The 19,164-nt window shown below is 64.7% G+C and carries 18 protein-coding genes; 10 read left to right on the forward strand and 8 right to left on the reverse strand.

Annotated features, from left to right (window positions below; all coding sequences use genetic code 11):
• Positions 1–94: 94 nt before the first annotated feature.
• From infB to AB4037_RS00245, 7 genes are all read right to left on the reverse strand, one after another.
• Entirely contained in the window at positions 95–3,436 is a 3,342-nt protein-coding gene (gene infB, locus AB4037_RS00215) for a translation initiation factor IF-2 (protein WP_441770139.1), read from the reverse strand.
• Positions 3,437–3,478: 42 nt separating this feature from the next.
• The gene (locus AB4037_RS00220; protein WP_441770140.1) at positions 3,479–4,219 is read right to left on the reverse strand and encodes an RNA-binding protein; all 741 of its coding nucleotides are present in this window, start codon (positions 4,217–4,219) and stop codon (positions 3,479–3,481) included.
• A gap of 6 nt (positions 4,220–4,225) precedes the next feature.
• On the reverse strand, positions 4,226–5,851 hold the full coding sequence (gene nusA / locus AB4037_RS00225) for a transcription termination factor NusA (protein WP_441770141.1): 1,626 nt from the start codon (positions 5,849–5,851) through the stop codon (positions 4,226–4,228).
• Positions 5,852–5,863: 12 nt separating this feature from the next.
• Positions 5,864–6,580, reverse strand: coding sequence for a ribosome maturation factor RimP (gene rimP, locus AB4037_RS00230; protein WP_441770142.1), 717 nt, complete (start codon positions 6,578–6,580; stop codon positions 5,864–5,866).
• A 175-nt stretch (positions 6,581–6,755) separates the two neighbouring features.
• Entirely contained in the window at positions 6,756–7,223 is a 468-nt protein-coding gene (locus AB4037_RS00235; RefSeq protein ID WP_441770143.1) for a hypothetical protein, read from the reverse strand.
• Positions 7,205–7,579 carry a hypothetical protein gene (locus tag AB4037_RS00240; RefSeq protein ID WP_441770144.1) on the reverse strand — a complete coding sequence of 125 codons (375 nt, stop codon included), beginning with the start codon at positions 7,577–7,579 and terminating at the stop codon, positions 7,205–7,207. Before AB4037_RS00240 ends, AB4037_RS00235 begins: the two co-directional genes overlap by 19 nt.
• The gene (locus AB4037_RS00245) at positions 7,564–8,631 is read right to left on the reverse strand and encodes a LacI family DNA-binding transcriptional regulator (protein ID WP_441770145.1); all 1,068 of its coding nucleotides are present in this window, start codon (positions 8,629–8,631) and stop codon (positions 7,564–7,566) included. Before AB4037_RS00245 ends, AB4037_RS00240 begins: the two co-directional genes overlap by 16 nt.
• Positions 8,632–8,810: 179 nt before the next feature.
• Here AB4037_RS00245 and AB4037_RS00250 point away from each other — a divergent pair, with 179 nt between their 5' ends.
• From AB4037_RS00250 to AB4037_RS00275, 6 genes are all read left to right on the forward strand, one after another.
• Complete coding sequence (locus AB4037_RS00250) at positions 8,811–10,094, forward strand: ABC transporter substrate-binding protein (protein ID WP_441770146.1); 1,284 nt, start codon at positions 8,811–8,813, stop codon at positions 10,092–10,094.
• 129 nt (positions 10,095–10,223) lie between these two features.
• Positions 10,224–11,138 (forward strand): carbohydrate ABC transporter permease, encoded by a 915-nt coding sequence (locus AB4037_RS00255; RefSeq protein ID WP_434958070.1) that lies wholly within the window; start codon positions 10,224–10,226, stop codon positions 11,136–11,138.
• On the forward strand, positions 11,135–12,022 hold the full coding sequence (locus tag AB4037_RS00260; RefSeq protein WP_434958069.1) for a carbohydrate ABC transporter permease: 888 nt from the start codon (positions 11,135–11,137) through the stop codon (positions 12,020–12,022). The genes AB4037_RS00255 and AB4037_RS00260 overlap by 4 nt, the downstream gene beginning before the upstream one ends.
• A gap of 5 nt (positions 12,023–12,027) precedes the next feature.
• A complete protein-coding gene (locus AB4037_RS00265; RefSeq protein ID WP_441770147.1) occupies positions 12,028–13,146 on the forward strand; it encodes an ABC transporter ATP-binding protein in 1,119 nt (372 codons plus the stop codon).
• 63 nt (positions 13,147–13,209) lie between these two features.
• Positions 13,210–13,968: a sugar phosphate isomerase/epimerase family protein gene (locus AB4037_RS00270; RefSeq protein WP_434958067.1), complete on the forward strand. Its 759-nt coding sequence runs from the start codon at positions 13,210–13,212 to the stop codon at positions 13,966–13,968.
• Between the two features lie 249 nt (positions 13,969–14,217).
• Positions 14,218–15,351: a Gfo/Idh/MocA family protein gene (locus AB4037_RS00275; RefSeq protein WP_441770148.1), complete on the forward strand. Its 1,134-nt coding sequence runs from the start codon at positions 14,218–14,220 to the stop codon at positions 15,349–15,351.
• Positions 15,352–15,375: 24 nt separating this feature from the next.
• Here the strand turns inward: AB4037_RS00275 and AB4037_RS00280 are convergent, their stop codons facing one another.
• Entirely contained in the window at positions 15,376–15,837 is a 462-nt protein-coding gene (locus AB4037_RS00280; protein ID WP_434958065.1) for an FxsA family protein, read from the reverse strand.
• 342 nt (positions 15,838–16,179) lie between these two features.
• On the opposite strand from AB4037_RS00280, the gene AB4037_RS00285 reads away from it, so the two are divergent.
• From AB4037_RS00285 to AB4037_RS00300, 4 genes are read left to right on the forward strand one after another with little or no spacing between them, the layout of a single operon-like run.
• On the forward strand, positions 16,180–16,878 hold the full coding sequence (locus AB4037_RS00285; protein ID WP_434958064.1) for a Tim44/TimA family putative adaptor protein: 699 nt from the start codon (positions 16,180–16,182) through the stop codon (positions 16,876–16,878).
• Between the two features lie 41 nt (positions 16,879–16,919).
• On the forward strand, positions 16,920–18,155 hold the full coding sequence (mltA, locus tag AB4037_RS00290) for a murein transglycosylase A (RefSeq protein WP_434958063.1): 1,236 nt from the start codon (positions 16,920–16,922) through the stop codon (positions 18,153–18,155).
• Positions 18,152–18,739, forward strand: coding sequence for a Smr/MutS family protein (locus tag AB4037_RS00295; protein WP_441770149.1), 588 nt, complete (start codon positions 18,152–18,154; stop codon positions 18,737–18,739). The genes mltA and AB4037_RS00295 overlap by 4 nt, the downstream gene beginning before the upstream one ends.
• Positions 18,736–19,098: a helix-turn-helix domain-containing protein gene (locus AB4037_RS00300; RefSeq protein WP_434958061.1), complete on the forward strand. Its 363-nt coding sequence runs from the start codon at positions 18,736–18,738 to the stop codon at positions 19,096–19,098. Before AB4037_RS00295 ends, AB4037_RS00300 begins: the two co-directional genes overlap by 4 nt.
• Positions 19,099–19,164 lie beyond the last annotated feature (66 nt).

The following is a 19,164-nucleotide window of genomic DNA, read 5'->3' on the forward strand; positions in this document are numbered from 1 at the left end:
CTTATATGACAGAAGAGCGGACAGGATGTCCGCGCTCCAAAAACAGCAATGGCCGGGTTCCCCCGGCCATTGCGTAATTTTCTGCCGAGATCGATCAGAGCGTACGCTTGATTTCCTCGACGCGGTAGCACTCGATGACGTCGCCGGCGCGCATGTCCTGGTAGTTCTCGAAGGCCATGCCGCATTCCTGGCCGACCTGAACTTCCTTGACCTCGTCCTTGAAGCGCTTGAGCGTGGAGAGCTTGCCTTCGTGGATGACGACGTTGTCGCGGATGAGGCGGACATTGGCACCGCGCTCGACGTGGCCGTCGGTGACGCGGCAGCCCGCAACCTTGCCGACCTTCGTGATGTTGAACACCTCGAGGATCTGGGCATTGCCGAGGAACTCTTCGCGCAGCGTCGGAGCCAGCAGGCCGGAGAGCACGCCCTTCACGTCATCCACGAGGTTGTAGATGATGTTGTAGTAGCGGATCTCGGTACCCGTCCGCTCGGAAGCCTCGCGGGCTTCCTTGTGGGCGCGGACGTTGAAGCCGATCACAGCGGCACCGGAGGCTTCCGCCAGACCGATGTCGGATTCGGTGATGCCACCGACACCCGAATGGATGACGCGGGCCTTCACCTCGTCGTTACCCACCTTGTCGAGGGCACCGATGATGGCTTCCAGCGAACCCTGCACGTCGGCCTTGACGACCAGCGGCAGTTCGCGGGCACCCGAGCCGGCCTTCACCGCCGCCATCATGTCGGCGAGCGTGCCGCGGCCTGTGCTCAGGCGCGCAGCGGTGTTCTCGCGCTTCTGACGCGTACGGTACTCGGTGATTTCGCGAGCACGGGCTTCGCTCTCGACCACGGCAACACGGTCACCGGCTTCCGGCGTTCCGTTGAAGCCGAGCACCTCGACCGGCAGGGACGGGCCGGCCTGGGGGATGGTGGCGCCGAGATCGTTGACCAGGGCACGCACGCGGCCCCACTCGGCACCGGCGACCACGATGTCACCGACCTTGAGCGTGCCGCGCTGCACCAGCACCGTCGCAACCGGGCCCCGGCCACGATCGAGCTTGGCTTCGATGACGGAGCCCTCGGCCGGACGATCTGGATTGGCTTGCAGGTTGAGAATTTCGGCCTGCAGCTGGATCATCTCCAGCAGCTTATCGAGATTGGTGCGCTGCTTGGCCGAAACATCCACCTCGATGGTCTCGCCGCCCATCGATTCCACCTGGATGTTGTGCTGCAGCAGTTCGGTGCGCACGCGTTCCGGCTTGGCGTCGGGCTTGTCGATCTTGTTGATCGCCACGATCAGCGGCACTTTCGCCGCCGTCGCGTGATTGATGGCTTCCACCGTCTGCGGCATGACGCCATCATCGGCCGCGACCACCAGCACCACGATATCCGTCACCTTGGCGCCGCGGGCACGCATGGCCGTGAAGGCGGCGTGGCCGGGCGTATCGATGAAGGTGATCTTGCCGCCGAGCGGCGAGGTCACCTGATAGGCGCCGATATGCTGGGTGATGCCGCCGGCTTCGCCGGAGACGACATTGGCGGAGCGGATCGCGTCGAGCAGCGAAGTCTTGCCGTGGTCGACATGGCCCATGATGGTCACGACCGGCGGGCGCGACTCCAGATGATCGTCGATGTCGGCCGTATCGAACAGGCCCTCCTCGACGTCGGCTTCCGACACGCGCTTGGCCGTATGGCCGAGCTCCTCGACGATCAACTGCGCCGTATCGGCGTCGATGACGTCGTTGATCTTCTTCATCTCGCCCTGCTTCATCAGCAGACGAATGACGTCGACCGCGCGTTCCGACATGCGGTTGGCGAGTTCCTGGATGGTGATCGCTTCCGGAATCACCACTTCGCGCATGATCTTTTCCTTGGCCTCGACATGGCGATGGCCGGTCATGCGCTGGGTACGGCGACGGAAGGAGGCGACGGAGCGCGTACGCTCGTCCTGTTCACCCGTGGCGCTGGTCACGGTCAGTCGGCCGCGACCCTTCTGCTCGGTCGTGCGCGGTGTAGCCTCACGGCGAGGGGGAGCGGCGCCGGCACGACCGGGACCGCCGGGACCACGACGTACGCCACGAGCGCCATCATCGTCTTCGACCACGGCACGAGCGCGCGGCGGACCACCGACATTGCGGCCCGCGGGCGGCGTGATTGCCGGTTCGGACGGAGCAAAGGCGGAAGCACCGCGATTGGCCCCGAAGCCACCACCGCCGGGACGACGGTCGCCAAAGCTGGAACCACCTTCGCGCGGCGGGCCGCGACGGTCGCCAAAGCCGGTACCGCCTTCGCGCGGCGGGCCACGGCGTTCGCCAAAGCCGGCACCACCCTCACGCGGCGGACCACGACGGTCACCGAGGCCGGCACCGCCTTCACGCGGCGGACCACGGCGTTCACCTGCTGGCCCGGCACCGCCTTCACGCGGACGCCGATCGCCAAAGGAACTGCCGCCTTCGCGGGGCGGCCGCCGATCGCCGGGACCTTCGCGCCGGTCGCCATAGCCACCCGGCCGAGCCGGTGCAGCCCCCTCGCGGGGCGCAGGCGCGGCTTCGCCCAAATGGCGGCGTGCCTCGGCCTCGCCATGGCGGCGGGTTTCTTCCTCGCGGCGATGACGCTCATCTTCTTCGCGCTTGCGGATTTCGGCCGCCTTGCGCTCTTCCTCGCGGCGGACTTCCTCGGCCGCGCGGCGCACGGCTTCCTCGGCCGCGCGCTTGCGCTCCTCGGCTTCGCGGACACGGGCTTCGGCCAGCACACGCGTGCGGGCGTCCATTTCCTCGTTCGACAGCGTGCGCAGAACCATGCCGGCGCCGGGCCGGCCCGGGCGCTGGCCCTGGGGGCGACCGGACGGCGACTGTCCGGGGCGTCCACCCTGCTGAGGTGCGCCTGGACGTCCCTGCGTCTGAGTAGCCTGACGTGGGGCCACGGGAGCGGCCGCGGCTGGAGCCGCGGGGCGGGGAGCCGCCGGTGCCGCTGCAGCCGGAGCCGGGGCTGCGGGGCGCGGCGCCGGTGTCTCCACCTGCGGTGCGGGAGCGGGTGCCTGTGCAGGAGCGGCAGCCGCCGGAGCGGCTGGCTTCTCGGCAACGACCGGCGCAGGCTGAACGGGTGCCGGCTGAACGGGCGCGGGCGCGGGAGCCTTGGGCGCTTCCACCGGGCGCGGCGCGGGCGCCGGTTCGGCGGCCCGGGGGGGCAGAGCCGGCTGGGGCGCTGCTGCTGCCGGAGGAGGCACCGGCCGCGGTGGCGGCGCAGCAGGCGGCGGCGCGGCAGGCGGAGTAACGGGGCCTGACGGACGGCGCTTCACCGTCTCGACGACGACAGTCTTCGAGCGGCCATGCGAAAAGCTCTGGCGAACCGTATCCGGCGCGCTCGAGGGCCGCTTCAGCGTCAGCGTCTTGGTGGGCGTAACAGTCAGCGTATCGCCCGGGTTTTTCGTATCAGTCATTCCGTGCCAAATCCTGCGGGTCGCCCCGTTTCATTCGATAGTTCAGCTGACGTCGTCGCCGTCTCGCGACGGGGCGGCATCTTGCGTTGAGGGTTCGTCGTCCGCCTGCAGCGGGGCTTCGGAGGATGGACGTGGCTCAGCCGAGGCCAGTCCGCCATCCTGCCAGAAAGCAAGCGCTGCAACGCGATCCAGGAAACCGGTAACCGCCGGGCCCGCGCAGAGCGCAGCATGTATCACATTTGTCCGCCCTAATGCCAAATCCAAATGGGCAGAATCGAAAATCGTAATGAAGTTAGGTGCATTTTTATCCCAATAGGCCCGTTTGACGGCTTGTGCAAGCTTGCGGCCGCCATCTTCGGCCCCATCACGCGCTTGAATCAGGGCCACGAGGCGCCGTGAAACGCGTTCGGATTCGATTGCATTCATTACTTTGGCGAAGCCGGAGAGGACGAGTCCGGCCTTATTGGCGAAGCTTAGCATGTCGAGCGCCGCCTTCCGCAACAGCCGCTCGATGATGCCTGGCAGATCGGCCGGCACTTCGACCGGTCGTTTGAGCAGGCGGGCGAAGGCCCGCTTGCGCATGGCTTCCTGCACGCTGGCCCTGTTGGCGGTGACCCAGACCCCGCGTCCAGGCAGGACGCGTTTGAGATCCGGGGTCAGGGTGCCGTCGGGCGCTGCGACCAGGCGTATCAGCGTGTCGACAGGGCGTACGAGGCGCGTAGCCGCGCACAGGCGCTCGCGCGCCCGGCGGTCATCGTCTTCCTCGATGCGCTCTGTCAACACGAGGGGTCATGCTCCATGCTCGGAGAGTGTAGAAGCTTCCTCGTCGGCAGCCTCTTCCTCGGCAGTCTCTTCCTCGACTTGGGCCGGAGCCTCGACCCAGCCGGCCTTGACGCGGGCGGCCATGATGATCGCCTCGGCCTCGTCACGGCTGAGCTCGAAGCCGTCGAGATAGCCGGCATGCTTGGTGGTCTCGCCGTCCTTGCGCTCAGTCCAGCCGACGAGATCGTCAGTGGCGCAGCCGGCAAGGTCCTCGACGGACTTCACGTCGTTCTCGCCCAGCGCCACCATCATGGCGGTGGAGATGCCTTCGACCGTCTTCAACTCATCTTCCACGCCCAACGCCTTGCGCTTGGCATCGAACTCTTCCTCGACCGCGGTGAGGTAGTCGCGGGCGCGGGTCTGGATCTCGCCGGCGGTTTCCTCGTCGAAGCCTTCGATCGACGACACGTCGGAAGGGTCGACATAGGCGACTTCCTCAACCGTGCGGAAGCCTTCGGAGGCGAGCAACTGGCCGACGACCTCGTCGACGTTCAGGGCGGTCATGAAGGTCTGGGTGCGCTGCACGAATTCCTTCTGGCGACGCTCGCTCTCCTCGGCCTCGGTGAGGATGTCGATGTCCCAGCCGGTGAGCTGGGAGGCCAGGCGCACATTCTGGCCGCGGCGGCCGATGGCCAGCGAAAGCTGGGCTTCGGGCACGACGACCTCGATCTTCTCGGAATCCTCGTCGAGCACCACCTTCGACACTTCGGCCGGCTGCAGCGCGTTGACGATGAAGGTGGCGACGTCGGGCGACCAGGGGATGATGTCGATCTTCTCACCCTGCAGTTCGCCGACCACCGCCTGCACGCGCGAACCGCGCATACCGACACAGGCGCCGACCGGATCGATGGAGGAATCGCGCGAGATCACGGCGATCTTGGCGCGCGAACCGGGGTCGCGGGCCACCGCCTTCACCTCGATCACGCCGTCATAGATCTCCGGTACTTCCTGCTCGAAGAGCTTGGACATGAAATGGGGATGGGTGCGCGACAGGAAGACCTGAGGGCCACGCTGCTCGCGACGCACGTCGAAGAGATAGGCGCGGATGCGGTCGCCGGGGCGGAAGACCTCGCGCGGCAGCAATTCGTCGCGGCGTACCACGGCTTCGCCGCGGCCGAGATCGACGACGACATTGCCATATTCCACGCGCTTGACCAGGCCATTCACCACGGTGCCGACGCGGTCCTTGAACTCGTCGAACTGGCGATCACGCTCGGCCTCGCGCACCTTCTGCACGATGACCTGCTTGGCCGACTGGGCGGCGATGCGGCCGAAATCGAAGGGCGGCAGGGTTTCGGCGATCCAGTCATCGATCTGGGCGGCCGGATTCTTGCGGCGTGCATCCTCGAGCAGGATTTGGACGGCGTCGTTCTCGATCTGGTCAACCACCTGCAGCAGGCGCGACAAGCGGATCTCGCCGGTCTTGGGATTGATCTCGGCCCGGACTTCCGTCTCCTGACCGTAACGGGAGCGGGCGGCCTTCTGAATTGCGTCTTCCATCGCGGCGAGCACGATCTGACGATCGATCACCTTCTCGCGGGCGACGGCGTCGGCAATCTGCAACAGTTCCAGGCGGTTCGCGCTGACGGCCATGATTCTTTCCTCTCAGCGGGTTTTTGGTTGTCTATGCGGCTTCTTGGACGGCGTCTCCGAATCGGAGATTTCGTCCGATTCCAGTTCGTCCGCTTTCAGCTCCGACGTTTCTTGAGCCTCGAGTTGCGCGGCCAGCGCCTTGGAGGCGACCTTGGCGCGGCGCAGCGATTCCGTCACCAGCGCGTCGGTCAGGATGAGATGGGCTTCGCTCATCTCGTCGACCTTCAACTCCACATCGGTGGCCTCACCGGGACCGGCATCGACACGGCGAATCTTGGCCTTGCTGCCTTCGGCGCCCAGCAGGATGCCCCGGAAACGGCGGCGACCGGCCACGATCAGGGTCATCTCGATCTTGGCCTCATGCCCGGCCCAGCGCTGGAAGTCGCTGACGCGCACCAGCGGGCGATCGATCCCCGGCGACGAGACTTCCAGGTGATAGGCCTTGCCGACCGGATCATCGACGTCGAGGACGGGTGAGAGCGTCTTGGAGATCAGCTCACAATCGTCCACCGTCATGGTGCCGTCGGGCCGTTCGGCCATGATCTGCACGGTGCCGCCATTATTGCCGTTGAGGCGTACCCGCACGAGGCGGAAGCCGAGTGGCATAATGGTGCGCTCGGTGATCTCTGCCACGCGTGCGGCAACGCCCGTCTCGGTGAGACGGCGCGGTTCGTTCAACGCGTCAGCCGACGAATCGGCCTTGCTGACAATGGCTTCGGGTTCGTTCACGCAACCCTCGAAACAAAAAGAGCGGGTCCCGGGTGGGGCCCACTCTCAAAACCAACGATCAAGTAGACCGTCTATGAGATGTCTCATCGAGACAAGCGCAATATAGGGATTTTTCGTCGCCATGCAAGGAAGGAATCGTTCACCTTGTTGACGGGCGCGCTTCGGATCCCCTGCTTCAGTAAAAGACCCCGGCGACCAGTGCCACATCCATGACGCTCGATCTGTACCATTGATCATCCAATACGATGTGCAGCGTATCTTGGCGAGCGGTGAAAAGCTGCGCCGGTCGTTCGCGGCTGAAGCCCAGATCGAGATCGTAGGCAGCAAGGGTCTTGATCTCGTGCTTGTCGCATCGGAACAGTACGAGGCGATGGCTTTCTTGCGCATAGCCGCCGGCCAGTAGACCGAAGTGACGATCGATGGCGATAGCCTTGGCGCCCTCGATCGCGTTGGGCCGGAGCCGGTGAGTCCCAGACAGGTCGATGCTGAGAATGGGGAAGTCCGTGTAGCAACAGCTCCAGACCTGCCTGCGTCCGACATTGAGCGCATAGCAGTCGACCATGGCAAAGTCTGTGGTGGCGACGCCCTGTGACCAGAGGGCCCTTCCACCTATATCGAAGCGCATCAGGCCGCTGGGCGCCATACCGGGGCCGCCACGGCTCCAGGCGCGATTGGCGAGAGCACCCTCGTCCCAATATCCGCACCAGATCTTGCCTTCGCCGTCGCATTGCAGGTGTTCGATGGCATCGGAAAATGGGCTGGTTCCGTCTGCCTTTCGCCGTCGAAGATCGATAGCCGGCCCAACGTCGGAGCGCTTTTGAGAAACGATTCACGGCCCTGCCTGGCGATATCGTGGCTGGTATCGAGGCAGATCAGCCGGCCGTCGCTGCTGACGGCGTAATCGAATTCGAACCAGTCGGGTCCGCGCGGGGGCAGGGAGACGGCGCTCGACGGCGCGATCTTCGGCCTCGTCCCGGTGCCGGTCACGTCTTCACCCATCCGGCGCTCTCGCGCTCGTCGAGCGCGCCCTTCAGCGTGGTCAGTTGTTGCGAGGCAGCGTTGCCCTGCATCAACTGGAGCAGCAGCTTCGCCCCGGTCGATCCGAGGTCGAAACGCGGCTGGCGAATGGTCGTCAGGGTCGGCTCGACAAAATCGCCGAGTTCGATGCCGTCGAAGCCGATGATGGAAACGTCCTGGGGTACCCTGAGCCCACCCCTGCGGATGGTCGTCATGAAGGCGATCGCCATTTCGTCGCTGGTGGCGACCACCCCGGTCGGCCGGCGCTCCAGCGCCAGGAAAGCCTTGCCCGAGGCGACGCCGGAGGCGAAATCATAATTGCCCTCGAAGCGCACGAAATCATCAGGCCCGAGGCCGGCGGCGGCGATTTCGGCCTGGAAGCCGGCATAGCGATGGCGCTCGTTGTAATTGCCCTTCGGGCCGGCGAGATAGGCCAGATGCCGGTGGCCCCTGTCGAGGAGATAGCGCGTCTGGGCCTGGCAGCAGATCTCGTCGTCGACCACCACGGCCGGTATGCCGGCAACATCGGTCTCCGCGCAGACGCCGACGATGGGAATGCCTGAATCGGCGATGGTGCGCCCGGCATGCGAGGGCACGGTGCTCGCAAGCACCAGCGCTCCGTCGATATGGCCCCCGAAAACGAGGTCGACCAGATATTTCTCCTTGCCGTCGATGCTATCGAGATTGCCCATCAGCACGGCATAGCCAGCCTGGGACAGAGCGGTGTCGATCCCCCGCAGCACCTCGCTGAAGAAGGGCGGATTGCGCCGGGGGCCGACCACCACCAGCACGCTGCGCGAGGAGCCGGCGCGCAACTGCCGGGCAGCGCTGTTGGGCGTGTAACCGAGCTCGCGCACGGCCGCGAGCACACGCTCGCGCGTTTCCGTCTGCACCCGATCCGGAAAGGTGAGGGCACGGCTGACCGTGGCCGTCGAGACCCCCGCGGCGCGGGCCACGTCGCCGATGCGGATCTTGGAGACGTCGCGCAACGCGCGTCTTTGAATGCGTTTGGCTCGTTCTTTGGCGGGCGGCATCAGACTACCGTACTCTAACCTGCTGACGAAACTTCGTAAAAGTCACGTCATCTGCTCGTTGCGGGTGCGACCGGAGCCCTGCGCCGATCCCCTTGACACGAACGCCGATCGCAATCAATATCCCGGCGCATGCAATCGATTACATAAGCACAGCATGCGATCCTTCAGGGAGGATGTCCATGGAAAAATTGAGGGCGATTCTGCAGCGGGCTCCGGCGCGCTCGATGCTTGCCGGTGCGCTTGTCGCGCTGGCGTTTGCCGGGCAGGGCATTTCCGGGCAGGCCATGGCTCAGGACAAGCCCAAGGCCGAGGTGATGCATTGGTGGACTTCCGGCGGCGAGGCCGCCGCCGTGAAGGTCTTCGCCGACCAGTACACCAAGGCCGGGGGCATTTGGGTCGACTCGGCTGTTGCCGGCGGCCAGGCCGCGCGCTCGGCTGCAATCAACCGTATCGTCGGTGGCAATCCGCCCACTGCCTCGCAGTTCAACACCGGCAAACAGTTCGACGATCTGGTCAGCCAGAGCCTGCTCAATACCGTCGACCAGGTTGCCGAGGAAGGCAACTGGAAGTCCTTCCTGCCGCCTTCCTTCATCGCAGCCGCGAGCCGCGAGGGCCATATGTATGCCGTTCCGGTGAACGTGCATGGCCAGAACTGGGCCTTCTATTCCAAGGAAGTGCTCGACAAGTCCGGTGTCACCACAGTGCCGACCAGCTGGGACGATTTCTTCGTGGCTCTCGACAAGATCAAGGCGGCCGGCTTTATCCCGCTGGCACAGGGCGGCGAGCCCTGGCAGGAGCGGCTGCTGTTCAATGTCGTGCTGCAATCGGTCAGCAAGGACACGTTCATGCGGCTCTATGCCAAGAACGATGCCACCGCTATCGATACATCCGAGTTCAAGAAATCGGCCGAGATTTTCGGCAAGTTGCGTGCCTACACCGATGCCGGGTCGCCGGGACGCAACTGGAACGATACCACGGCTCTGCTGATCACCAACAAGGCCGGCGTGCAGTTCATGGGCGATTGGGCCAAGGGTGAATTCAAGGYGGCGAACAAGGAGGCCGGCAAGGATTTCTATTGCCAGATCGGCATCGACGATAAGGAGCTGGTGATCGGCGGCGACGTCTTCGTCTTCCCCAAGACCACCGACGCGGCCCAGCTCAAGGCGCAGAACCTCCTCGCTTCGACCATGCTGTCGCCTGAGACCCAGGTGTTGTTCAATATTCAGAAGGGCTCGATGCCGGTGCGCACCGATGTCGATGCCAGCAAGTTCGACCCGTGTGCGCAGAAAGGCATGAAGCTCCTCGCCGATCCCGCGCATCAGACGCCGGTGGTCGACATGCTGTCCAGCGCCGATCTGATCGGCGCGCTCGAGGATGTCGTCACCAATTTCTGGAACGACAAGGGCCAGACCCCGGAAGACTTCACCGCCAAATTCGCGAATGCGCTGAAGTCGGCGCAGTAGGCTCCTACAGGCGGGTCCTCGGACCCGCCTGCCCGACGCACGGACAAGCCGGTCTCGCTCCATCTCGCGGCGGAGCCGAGAAGACCGGCCCCCATTCTCACCACAAGATGGATCCTGAAGGAGGTCGCAATGGCCGAACCTGCAAGATTGTCGCGTCCAAATCGTCGTCCTCGCCGACTGAGCATGGCGGCATTGGCCTTGATACCGGCCTGGATCATCGTCGTAGCCGCCTATATCGGCACGGTTATCTGGACGATCGTCATCTCCTTCACCGGTTCCAAGTTGCTGCCGGTCTACAATTTTGTCGGTTTCGATCAGTATGTCCGGTTGTTTGCCTCGGATCGCTGGCAGGTTTCGGTGTGGCACCTGGCCGTCTTTGGCGTGCTCTTCATCATCTGCTGCCTGATCGTGGGCTTCTTGCTGGCGGTGGCGCTCGACCAGAAGATCCGCTTCGAGAACACGTTCCGCACCATCTTCCTCTATCCCTATGCGATGTCCTTCATCGTCACGGGCCTGGTCTGGCAGTGGCTGATGAACCCCAATCTCGGCATCCAGAACACGGTGCGCAACTGGGGTTGGACGAGCTTCACCTTTGACTGGGCGGTGAATTCGAATCTCGCCGTGTTTGCACTGGTGATTGCCGCGATCTGGCAGGCCTCGGGCCTGGTAATGGCGCTGATGCTGGCGGGGCTGCGCGGGGTGGATACGGAGTTGTGGAAGGCGGCGAAGATTGACCGTATCCCAACCTGGCGGGTCTATGTCTCCATCGTCCTACCGATCCTGACCCCCACCATCACCACGGCGACGGTGCTGCTTTCGATCGCGGTGATCAAGGTTTATGACCTCGTAGTCGCCCTCACCAATGGCGGGCCGGGCACGGCGTCCGAAATGCCGGCCAAATTCGTGATGGACAATCTCGGCCAGCGCCAGAACATCGGCCTCGCCACGGCGGCCTCGACCGTGATGCTGATCACGGTGATCTGCGTGATCTCGCCCTGGCTCTACCACACTTATTTCCGCCGGCAGTCGAGGAGGCCGGCATGAGCGCCCTCGAGACGCAACGCGGGCGCAAACCCTCCCGCCTTACCCCCGGCCGCATCGGCCTCTACATCTTTCTCGTCGTCGCCGCTGCCTTCTTCCTGCTGCCGGCCGTGGTGATGGTGCTGACGTCGCTCAAGACTATGGACGAGATCCGTCAGGGCCAGATCTTCGCCCCACCACAGGCCTTCGACCTCACGGCCTGGCGCACGGCCTGGTCGAGTGCGTGCACGGGCCTGGCCTGCAATGGCATCAGCGTTGGCTTCCTCAATTCGGCGAAGATCCTCATTCCGAGCGTGGCGATCTCCATCGCCGCCGGCGCTATCAACGGCTACGCCCTGTCGCTATGGAACGTGCGCTACGCCAACCTCCTGTTCGGCATTCTTCTGGTCGGCGCCTTCATTCCCTATCAGGTCTTCATCTATCCGCTGGTGCGCATCTCCTCGCTCGCCAACATCTTCCAGACCCTGCCCTGCATCGTGATCGTGCACACCATCTTCGGCATGCCGCTGATGACGCTGATCTTCCGCAATTATTATGCGAGCCTGCCGGTCGAATTGTTCAAGGCGGCGCGCGTGGATGGCGGCGGCTTCTGGCAGATCTTCTTCCACGTCATCCTGCCGATGTCGACGCCGATGCTGATCGTCGCCGCCATCCTGCAGGTCACCGGCATCTGGAATGACTTCATCCTCGGCCTCACCTTCGCGGGCGGCGCCAATTCGCCGATGACGGTACAGCTCAACAACATCGTCAATTCGACCACGGGCGAGCGGGCCTACAATGTCAACATGGCGGCGACCCTGCTCACGGCCGCCGTACCGCTCGTCGTCTACTTCATCTCCGGTCGTTGGTTCGTGCGCGGTATCGCCGCCGGCGCGGTCAAGGGGTAAGCATCATGAACGTTTCCGCGAATGCATCTGCCTCGGTGAAGGACGTCTCGGTCTCGGTGAAGGATCTGGCGATCCGCTACGGCGCGGTGGCTGTCATCGACGATCTCCAGCTCGACATCCGCCAGGGCGAGTTCATCGTGCTGCTCGGGCCCTCGGGCTGCGGCAAGTCCACCTTGCTCAATGCCATCGCCGGCCTCCTGGAGATCAGCGATGGCGAGATCTGGATTTCGGGCAAGAACGTTACCTGGGCCGAGCCGGCCGATCGCGGCATCGGCATGGTGTTCCAGTCCTACGCGCTCTATCCGCGCATGAGCGTGGAGGGCAACATGTCCTTCGGCCTGAAAATGGCTCGCGTGCCCAAGACCGAGATTGCCGAGCGCGTCGCCAAGGCCTCCAAGCTCCTGCAACTCGATGCCTTGCTCCAGCGAAAGCCTTCCGAATTGTCGGGCGGCCAGCGCCAGCGCGTCGCCATCGGCCGCGCTCTGGTGCGCAATGTCGACGTCTTCCTGTTCGACGAACCCCTGTCCAATCTCGACGCCAAGCTGCGTAACGAACTGAGGGTGGAGATCAAGAAGCTCCACCAAAGCCTCGGCAACACCATGATTTACGTCACGCATGACCAGATCGAGGCGTTGACCCTGGCCGACCGCATCGCCGTGATGAAGGGCGGCGTCATCCAGCAACTCGCCAGCCCGCTTGAGATCTATCACAAGCCGGCCAACCAGTTCGTGGCTGGCTTCATCGGCTCGCCCGGCATGAATTTCATCGAGGGCCAGCTTTCGGGGGCGCCGGGACACTGGCGTTTCGAGGCGGATGGCGAGAGCATCGACCTTGCGGCCTATGCGTTCTCGGTGGAACCGGGTGTGCGCAAGGCCGTGCTTGGCATTCGGCCCGAGCATATCGACGTCGGCCCTGCATCGGCGGGAAGACATGCCGCCCGCGGCAGGATCGACATCGTCGAGCCGATGGGCGCCGAGACGGTGCTGTGGACCAGCTTTGCCGGGAAGCCCGCCACCATTCGCGTCGACGGCGACAATGAAAGCGGGCCCGGCGACGAGATCGGTTTTCATTTCGACGTCGGGCGTGCCTCGCTGTTCGACGCGGAAAGCGGAGAGCGCCTGTGAAAAAGCCCAGCCGCGATTGCCACCCAACCCGTTGATTTTTCTCATTTCATGAAAGGATCTGTCATGGCTCTGCAATATCCCCTGTCTTTCCAGCTCTATTCGGGCCGCAACTTCCCGCCACTCGAGGGGCAGCTCAGGACGATCGCCGAGGCTGGCTTCAGCAATGTCGAGCCCTACGGCGCCTTCTACCAGGACGTGCCCGCCGCTGCCCGCCTGTTCAAGGAGTTCGGCCTGACGGCCAAGAGCGGCCATTTCGGTATCGATGGCCTGGAGGCAGATCTCGACGGCAATCTGCGCATCGCCGAAGCGCTCGGCATCGGCACGATCGTGGCGCCCTATCTGATGCCCGATGCCCGCCCCAGGGATGCGGCGGGCTGGAAGGCATTCGGCAATCGCTTGGCGGCGGTGGCGCGCAAGGCCGGTGAGGCCGGTTACACCTTTGCCTGGCATAACCATGATTTCGAGTTCATCGCCCTGCCGGATGGCTCCTATCCGATCGAACATCTGCTGGTCGACGGTGTGAAATGGGAAGCGGACATCGCCTGGATCGTGCGCGCCAATGCCGATCCCAAGCCCTGGATCGCGCGCTATGGCGCCATCATGCCGCTTGTCCACGTCAAGGACATCGCGCCGGCCGGCGAGAAGGTCAACGAGGATGGCTGGGCCGATGTCGGCACCGGCGTGGTCGACTGGGCGACGATCTGGCCGCTCTGTGTGGCTGCGGGCGCCGAGATCATGGTCGCCGAACACGACAATCCCTCTGACCTCAGGCGTTTTGCCACGGTGAGTGCCGAGGCGATGCGCAAGCTCGCCGGAGTGTGAGCGGGAAAAGCTGTCATCCCCGGCGCCACCGCAGGCGGCGGGAAGGGGATCCAGGGGCCACAGATCGAGCCCTTCAGCCCCTGGATCCCCTCGCCCTCTCTCGCTGCGCTCGCGAGCGGCTCGGCCGGGGATGACAGATTATGAAGCCGCGACCAGTTCATAACTTTCAAATTCAATGCCGATCCCGCGCCACCGACTGCCGTCGATGTCGCTGAGGAGATCGGCACCCCAGATATTCAGGAGCTTCCCATGCCATTGCGCGTCGGATTGATCGGCTGCGGCAATATATCGGACATCTATCTTCTCAACTCCGCCTTGTTTCGCGATTTCGATTTCGTCGCCTGCGCCGACCTCAGGGAGGAGGCGGCGAAGAAACAGGCCCAGAAATACAATCTGCAGCGGCGCAGCATCGAAGCGCTGCTGGCGAGCGACGATGTCGACATCGTGCTCAACCTCACCGTGCCCGAGGCGCATGCCGAGGTCTCCCGCGCCGCGATTGCGGCTGGCAAGCACGTCTATGGCGAAAAGCCGCTCGCCACGCGCCTCACCGATGGCATCGCGCTGATGGAGGCGGCGAAGTCGAAGGGACTGAGGGTCGGCTGCGCACCCGATACGGTGCTCGGCGCCGCCATCCAGCAGGCAAGGCTGCGTATCGATGCCGGCGAGATCGGCCGGCCGCTGATCGGTACCGCCGCGGTACTCGGGCACGGCATGGAGCACTGGCACCCCAATCCGGAGTTCTTCTTCAAGCCGGGCGCCGGCCCGGTCTTCGACATGGGTCCCTACTACCTCTCCACCCTCGTCAATCTGCTCGGACCGGTCGCTTCGGTGATGGCCTTGAGCCAGAGCGGCTTTGAGGAGCGGGTGGTGACCACCGAGGGCTCGCCGTTCAAGGGGCAGAGCATCGCGGTAGAGACGCCGACCAGCATCCAGGCGCTGCTCGCCTTCAAGTCCGGTGCGCAGATCACCTTCCTGGCAAGCTGGGACGTCTGGGCCCATGGCCAGTTGCCGATCGAGCTCCACGGCACCGATGCGTCGCTGCGCGTGCCCGATCCGAACTGGTTCGGCGGCGAGGTCTCGCTGGCCCGCCCGCGCGAGGCCTGGGAAAGCCATGCTTCGTCCGGTGACCGTTTCGGCCAACCGAACTGGCCGGCGGAACATCCCGTCAATGCCAATTATCGCGGTCTCGGCCTTGCCGACATGGCACGCGGCATCATCGACGGCCGCCCTCATCGCGCCAACGGCGATATCGGCTTGCATGTCCTCGCCGTGATGGAAGGTGTCCTCACCGCTGCCGAGCAGAAGCGGCCGGTGCTGATCGAGCAGGGTTGCGAGCGGCCCGCGCCGCTCGGTGACGAGGAGGCGAGGGGGCTTCTGGCCTGAAATTTGCTGAGGGGGAGGCCGGTCCTATTCGTCCACCGGCTTCCATTCGTCGCGTCCGAGGTCGATGACCTTGGGATCGCTGCTCGCGGTGCTGGCGCGACCCTGCGGGGCCGGAACGGGGCCTTCACGCCATTGCCGCAGCAGGCTCGGTAGAAGGAGCGCGAAGCCGATGATGTCGGTAACGAAGCCGGGGATGATCATCAGCACGCCGCCGAGCGCCACCATCATGCTCTCGCGGGCTGCGCCGTTGCTTGGCTCGCCGCCCTGCATCGCACGCAGCAGGCGCGAGAACACGCTTCCGCCCTGCCGGCGCAGCAGCGAGGCACCGATGAAGGAGGTCGCCACCAGGGCGATCAGCGCCAGGGCGATGCCGATCCGGCCCGCGACCCAGACGAAGGCGGCGATTTCCGCAAAAGGCAGGATCACAAGTCCGGCCAGGCCGAGCCAAGCCCAGCCAGCGGGAACATTGAAGCTGCGTGCGATCATCGGTGTCTTTTCTCCTGAAGCAAGGACGCGTTTGCCGAAAATGCGTCCTTGCGGGTCTTGGTGGTCCCGCCAAACAGCAACCGCTTTGTCGGAGCCCCCTGCAAGATATCAAACATTTGCAGAGTTTCCCGATGGGGCCGTCGTCGGCCCCATCGGGAAACTCTGTTTGGGCCTTGCGCAGCGGCACACGCCGCATGCTGGCCATGTTTGCCCTTCATGGTAGCATGAAGCTGGCAAACTGCTCGATAAACACCATATAGGTGAGGATTGTGGCATTGCCACAGGGGACTTGAGCCGTTATTTCGAGTCGTCACTCGGTCGGTGGGGATGCTGAAGGCACAAATGGGTAGTTTCGATATCATCACGCTGGTGTTTCTGGGGCTCGCGGTGTTCGTGATCTTCAAACTCCGTTCCGTGCTTGGGGAGCGCACCGGCGCCGAGCCTCCAACATTCGAAGGGTTGCGGCGAGACGCCCAGCCTGCGACCCGCGACGACAGGGCCGTAAACCCGCCGCAGCGCGAGGCCGAATCCCCTATCGAAGCCCAGGCGCCGACACCCGCTTTCCCGTGGGAAGGTTTCGCCGAGAAGGACACCCCCTTGGCGGCAGGGTTCGATGCGATTGCCGTCGTCGATCCGAGCTTCCAGCCGCAGAGCTTCGTCCCGGGCGCCAAGGCGGCCTATGAGATGATCGTTACCGCCTTCAACAATGGTGACCGCAAGACACTGAAGAACCTGCTGTCGCGCGAGAATTTCGACGCGTTCTCCCAGGACATCACCGAGCGCGAGGCGCGTGGCGAGACGGTGCAGGCCAATTTCGTCTCGATCGACAAGGCCGACATCGTCGCCGCCGGCGTCAAGGGGCGCGTTGCCGAACTGACCGTCAGCTTCGTCTCGCAGATGATCAGCGCCACCAAGGACAGGAACGGCGCGGTCGTCGATGGCAGCGCCGATCAGGTCGCGACCGTCTCCGATACCTGGACATTCGCGCGCGATACCAGCACCAAGGACCCGAATTGGCGCCTCGTGGCGACCGGCGGTTGAGCGCGGTCGGATAGAGGCGGGCGGGCCACGGTATCGATGTCATGGGAATCTTGCGCCGAATCGGGCCCTTCGCCGCTTTCTTCGTTGCGGCCGGCCTAGCCTGGGCCGGCGAACGTCCGCTGCCGCCTCCGCTTCCGGCGGGAGCGACGGCCGCGCTAGTGCCCTTCGGCAAGCTTCCGGGTTGGAAACGGGACGATCACGCCGAGGCTTGGCAGGTCTGGCTCGCATCCTGTCGCTCGCAGGCCGCGAACAATCCCGCCCTCGATGCCGGCGTGCCGGTCCCGACAGATCTGGCCGGCCTTTGCCGCGAAGCCCTGAAGCGCGGAGCGCTGGATGGCCCGGCGGCCCGCGCGTTCTTCCAGGCCCATTTCAATGCCTGGCGCATCACCACGCAGAAGGGCAGCGGGCCCACCGGCGGAAAAGCATTCTACACCGGTTATTACGAACCTGAGCTCCGGGGATCGCTGGTGCGCGAAGGCGAGTTCCAGACCCCGCTCTATGACCGGCCGGCGGATCTCGTCAGCTTCGAACCCAACGCCATACCGCCCGGTTTCGAAGGCTACAGCGCAGCCCGGCGAAAGCTCGACGGCAGCCTGGAGATCTATCCGGACCGCAAGGCGATCGAAGAGGGAGCCCTGGACGGGCGAGGGCTCGAGATTGCCTATGTCGCCGATCCCGTCGACCGCTTCTTCATGCAGGTGCAAGGCTCGGGACGCCTGCGGCTGCCGACGGGCAGCGTGGTGCGCTTTGCCTATGCGGGCAAGAACGGCCAGCCCTATTCCGCCATTGGCAAGGCGGTGGCTGATAGGCTCAACATCCCGCCCCGCGACGTCACCATGGCAGGCCTCAGGGATTTCCTGGCGCGCGACCCCCAGGTTGCGCGCGAGGTGATGTGGCACAACAAATCCTTCGTCTTCTTCAAGGTGGCCCCCTTCCTTGGCGCCGATGCCGGCCCGATCGGCGGCGAGGGGCTGCCGGTGACGCCGCTGCGCTCCATCGCCATCGATCGCAAGATCTGGCCCTACGGCCTGCCCGTCTTCGTCGAGACGGCAATTCCCAATGTCGGCGGCGGTGTGAAACCTGAACCTGTCCGCAAGCTGATGATCGCCCAGGACACCGGATCGGCCATCATCGGGCCGGCGCGGGCCGACATTTTCTTCGGATCGGGCGCCAAGGCCGGTGCGGTTGCCGGTGCGGTCCGCCATGGCGGCGGCTTCTACGTGCTGTGGCCCAAATCCTCCCCCAGTACGGATAATGGCCCCGAGGCGCGGCCATGACCCGCCGCAAGGGGCTAACCGCCGAGGACAGCGAACTTTGGGCCTTCGTCACCCGGGAAATCATCCCGCTGAAACGCCGCCGCCGCAAGCTGGCCACGGCTGTAGCCAAGGCGGCGGAAACGCCACCGGAGCCTGCTTCACCGCCCGCCAGGCCTGCGGCGAAGCCGAAAGCCGCGGCCAGCCGTCCGGTCAAGCCCCCTCCCGCACCGCCGATACCGCCGATAGCACCCATCGACAAAAATGAGCGGCGCCAGGTCGTGCGCGGCACGCGAGCCATCGATGCCAGGATCGATTTGCACGGCATGCGCCAGGTCGAGGCTCACGGCGCCCTGCGGGGCTTTCTCGCCATTGCCCAGATGCGTGGTTATTCCATGGTGCTGGTCATCACCGGCAAGGGCGGTGGCGGCGATATGGCGTTTTCGGGCGATGAGCGCGGGGTGCTGCGCCGCGTCGTGCCGCAATGGCTGCGCATGCCCGATCTCAGGCCCCTGATTCTCGGCTTCGAGGAGGCGCATCACGGGCATGGCGGCAGCGGCGCCCTCTATGTCCGTCTGCGCCGCATCCGCAGGCTTGGCGAACGATGACCCCCTTTGGTGCCCGATTACGCGCCCTGCGCGCCGCTCGCGGCCAGAGCCTCAAGGAGATGGCGGAGGCGCTCGGCGTCTCGGCCGCCTATCTGTCGGCCCTGGAGCATGGCAAGCGCGGGCAACCGACCTGGATCTTGCTGCAGCGGATCATCACCCATTTCAATATCATCTGGGACGAAGCCGAGGACCTGCAGCGCCTGGCTGCGCTGTCCGACCCACGCGTCGTGGTCGATACCGCCGGTCTGTCGCCACAGGCCACAGAGCTTGCCAACCGGCTGGCCCAGGACATCGCGAAACTGCCCGAGGCCGAGGTCGAGGCGATGCTGGCCCGGTTGAAGGCGATCGATGGAACATGAAGGCCGGATATCCAGGCGTGCCAAATCGCATCACGCCCCTCTTCACAATTCGGTCTTCCTGCGCGC

Origin of the sequence: Labrys sp. KB_33_2, from assembly GCF_052114505.1 — a bacterium.
Lineage (GTDB): Bacteria > Pseudomonadota > Alphaproteobacteria > Rhizobiales > Labraceae > Labrys.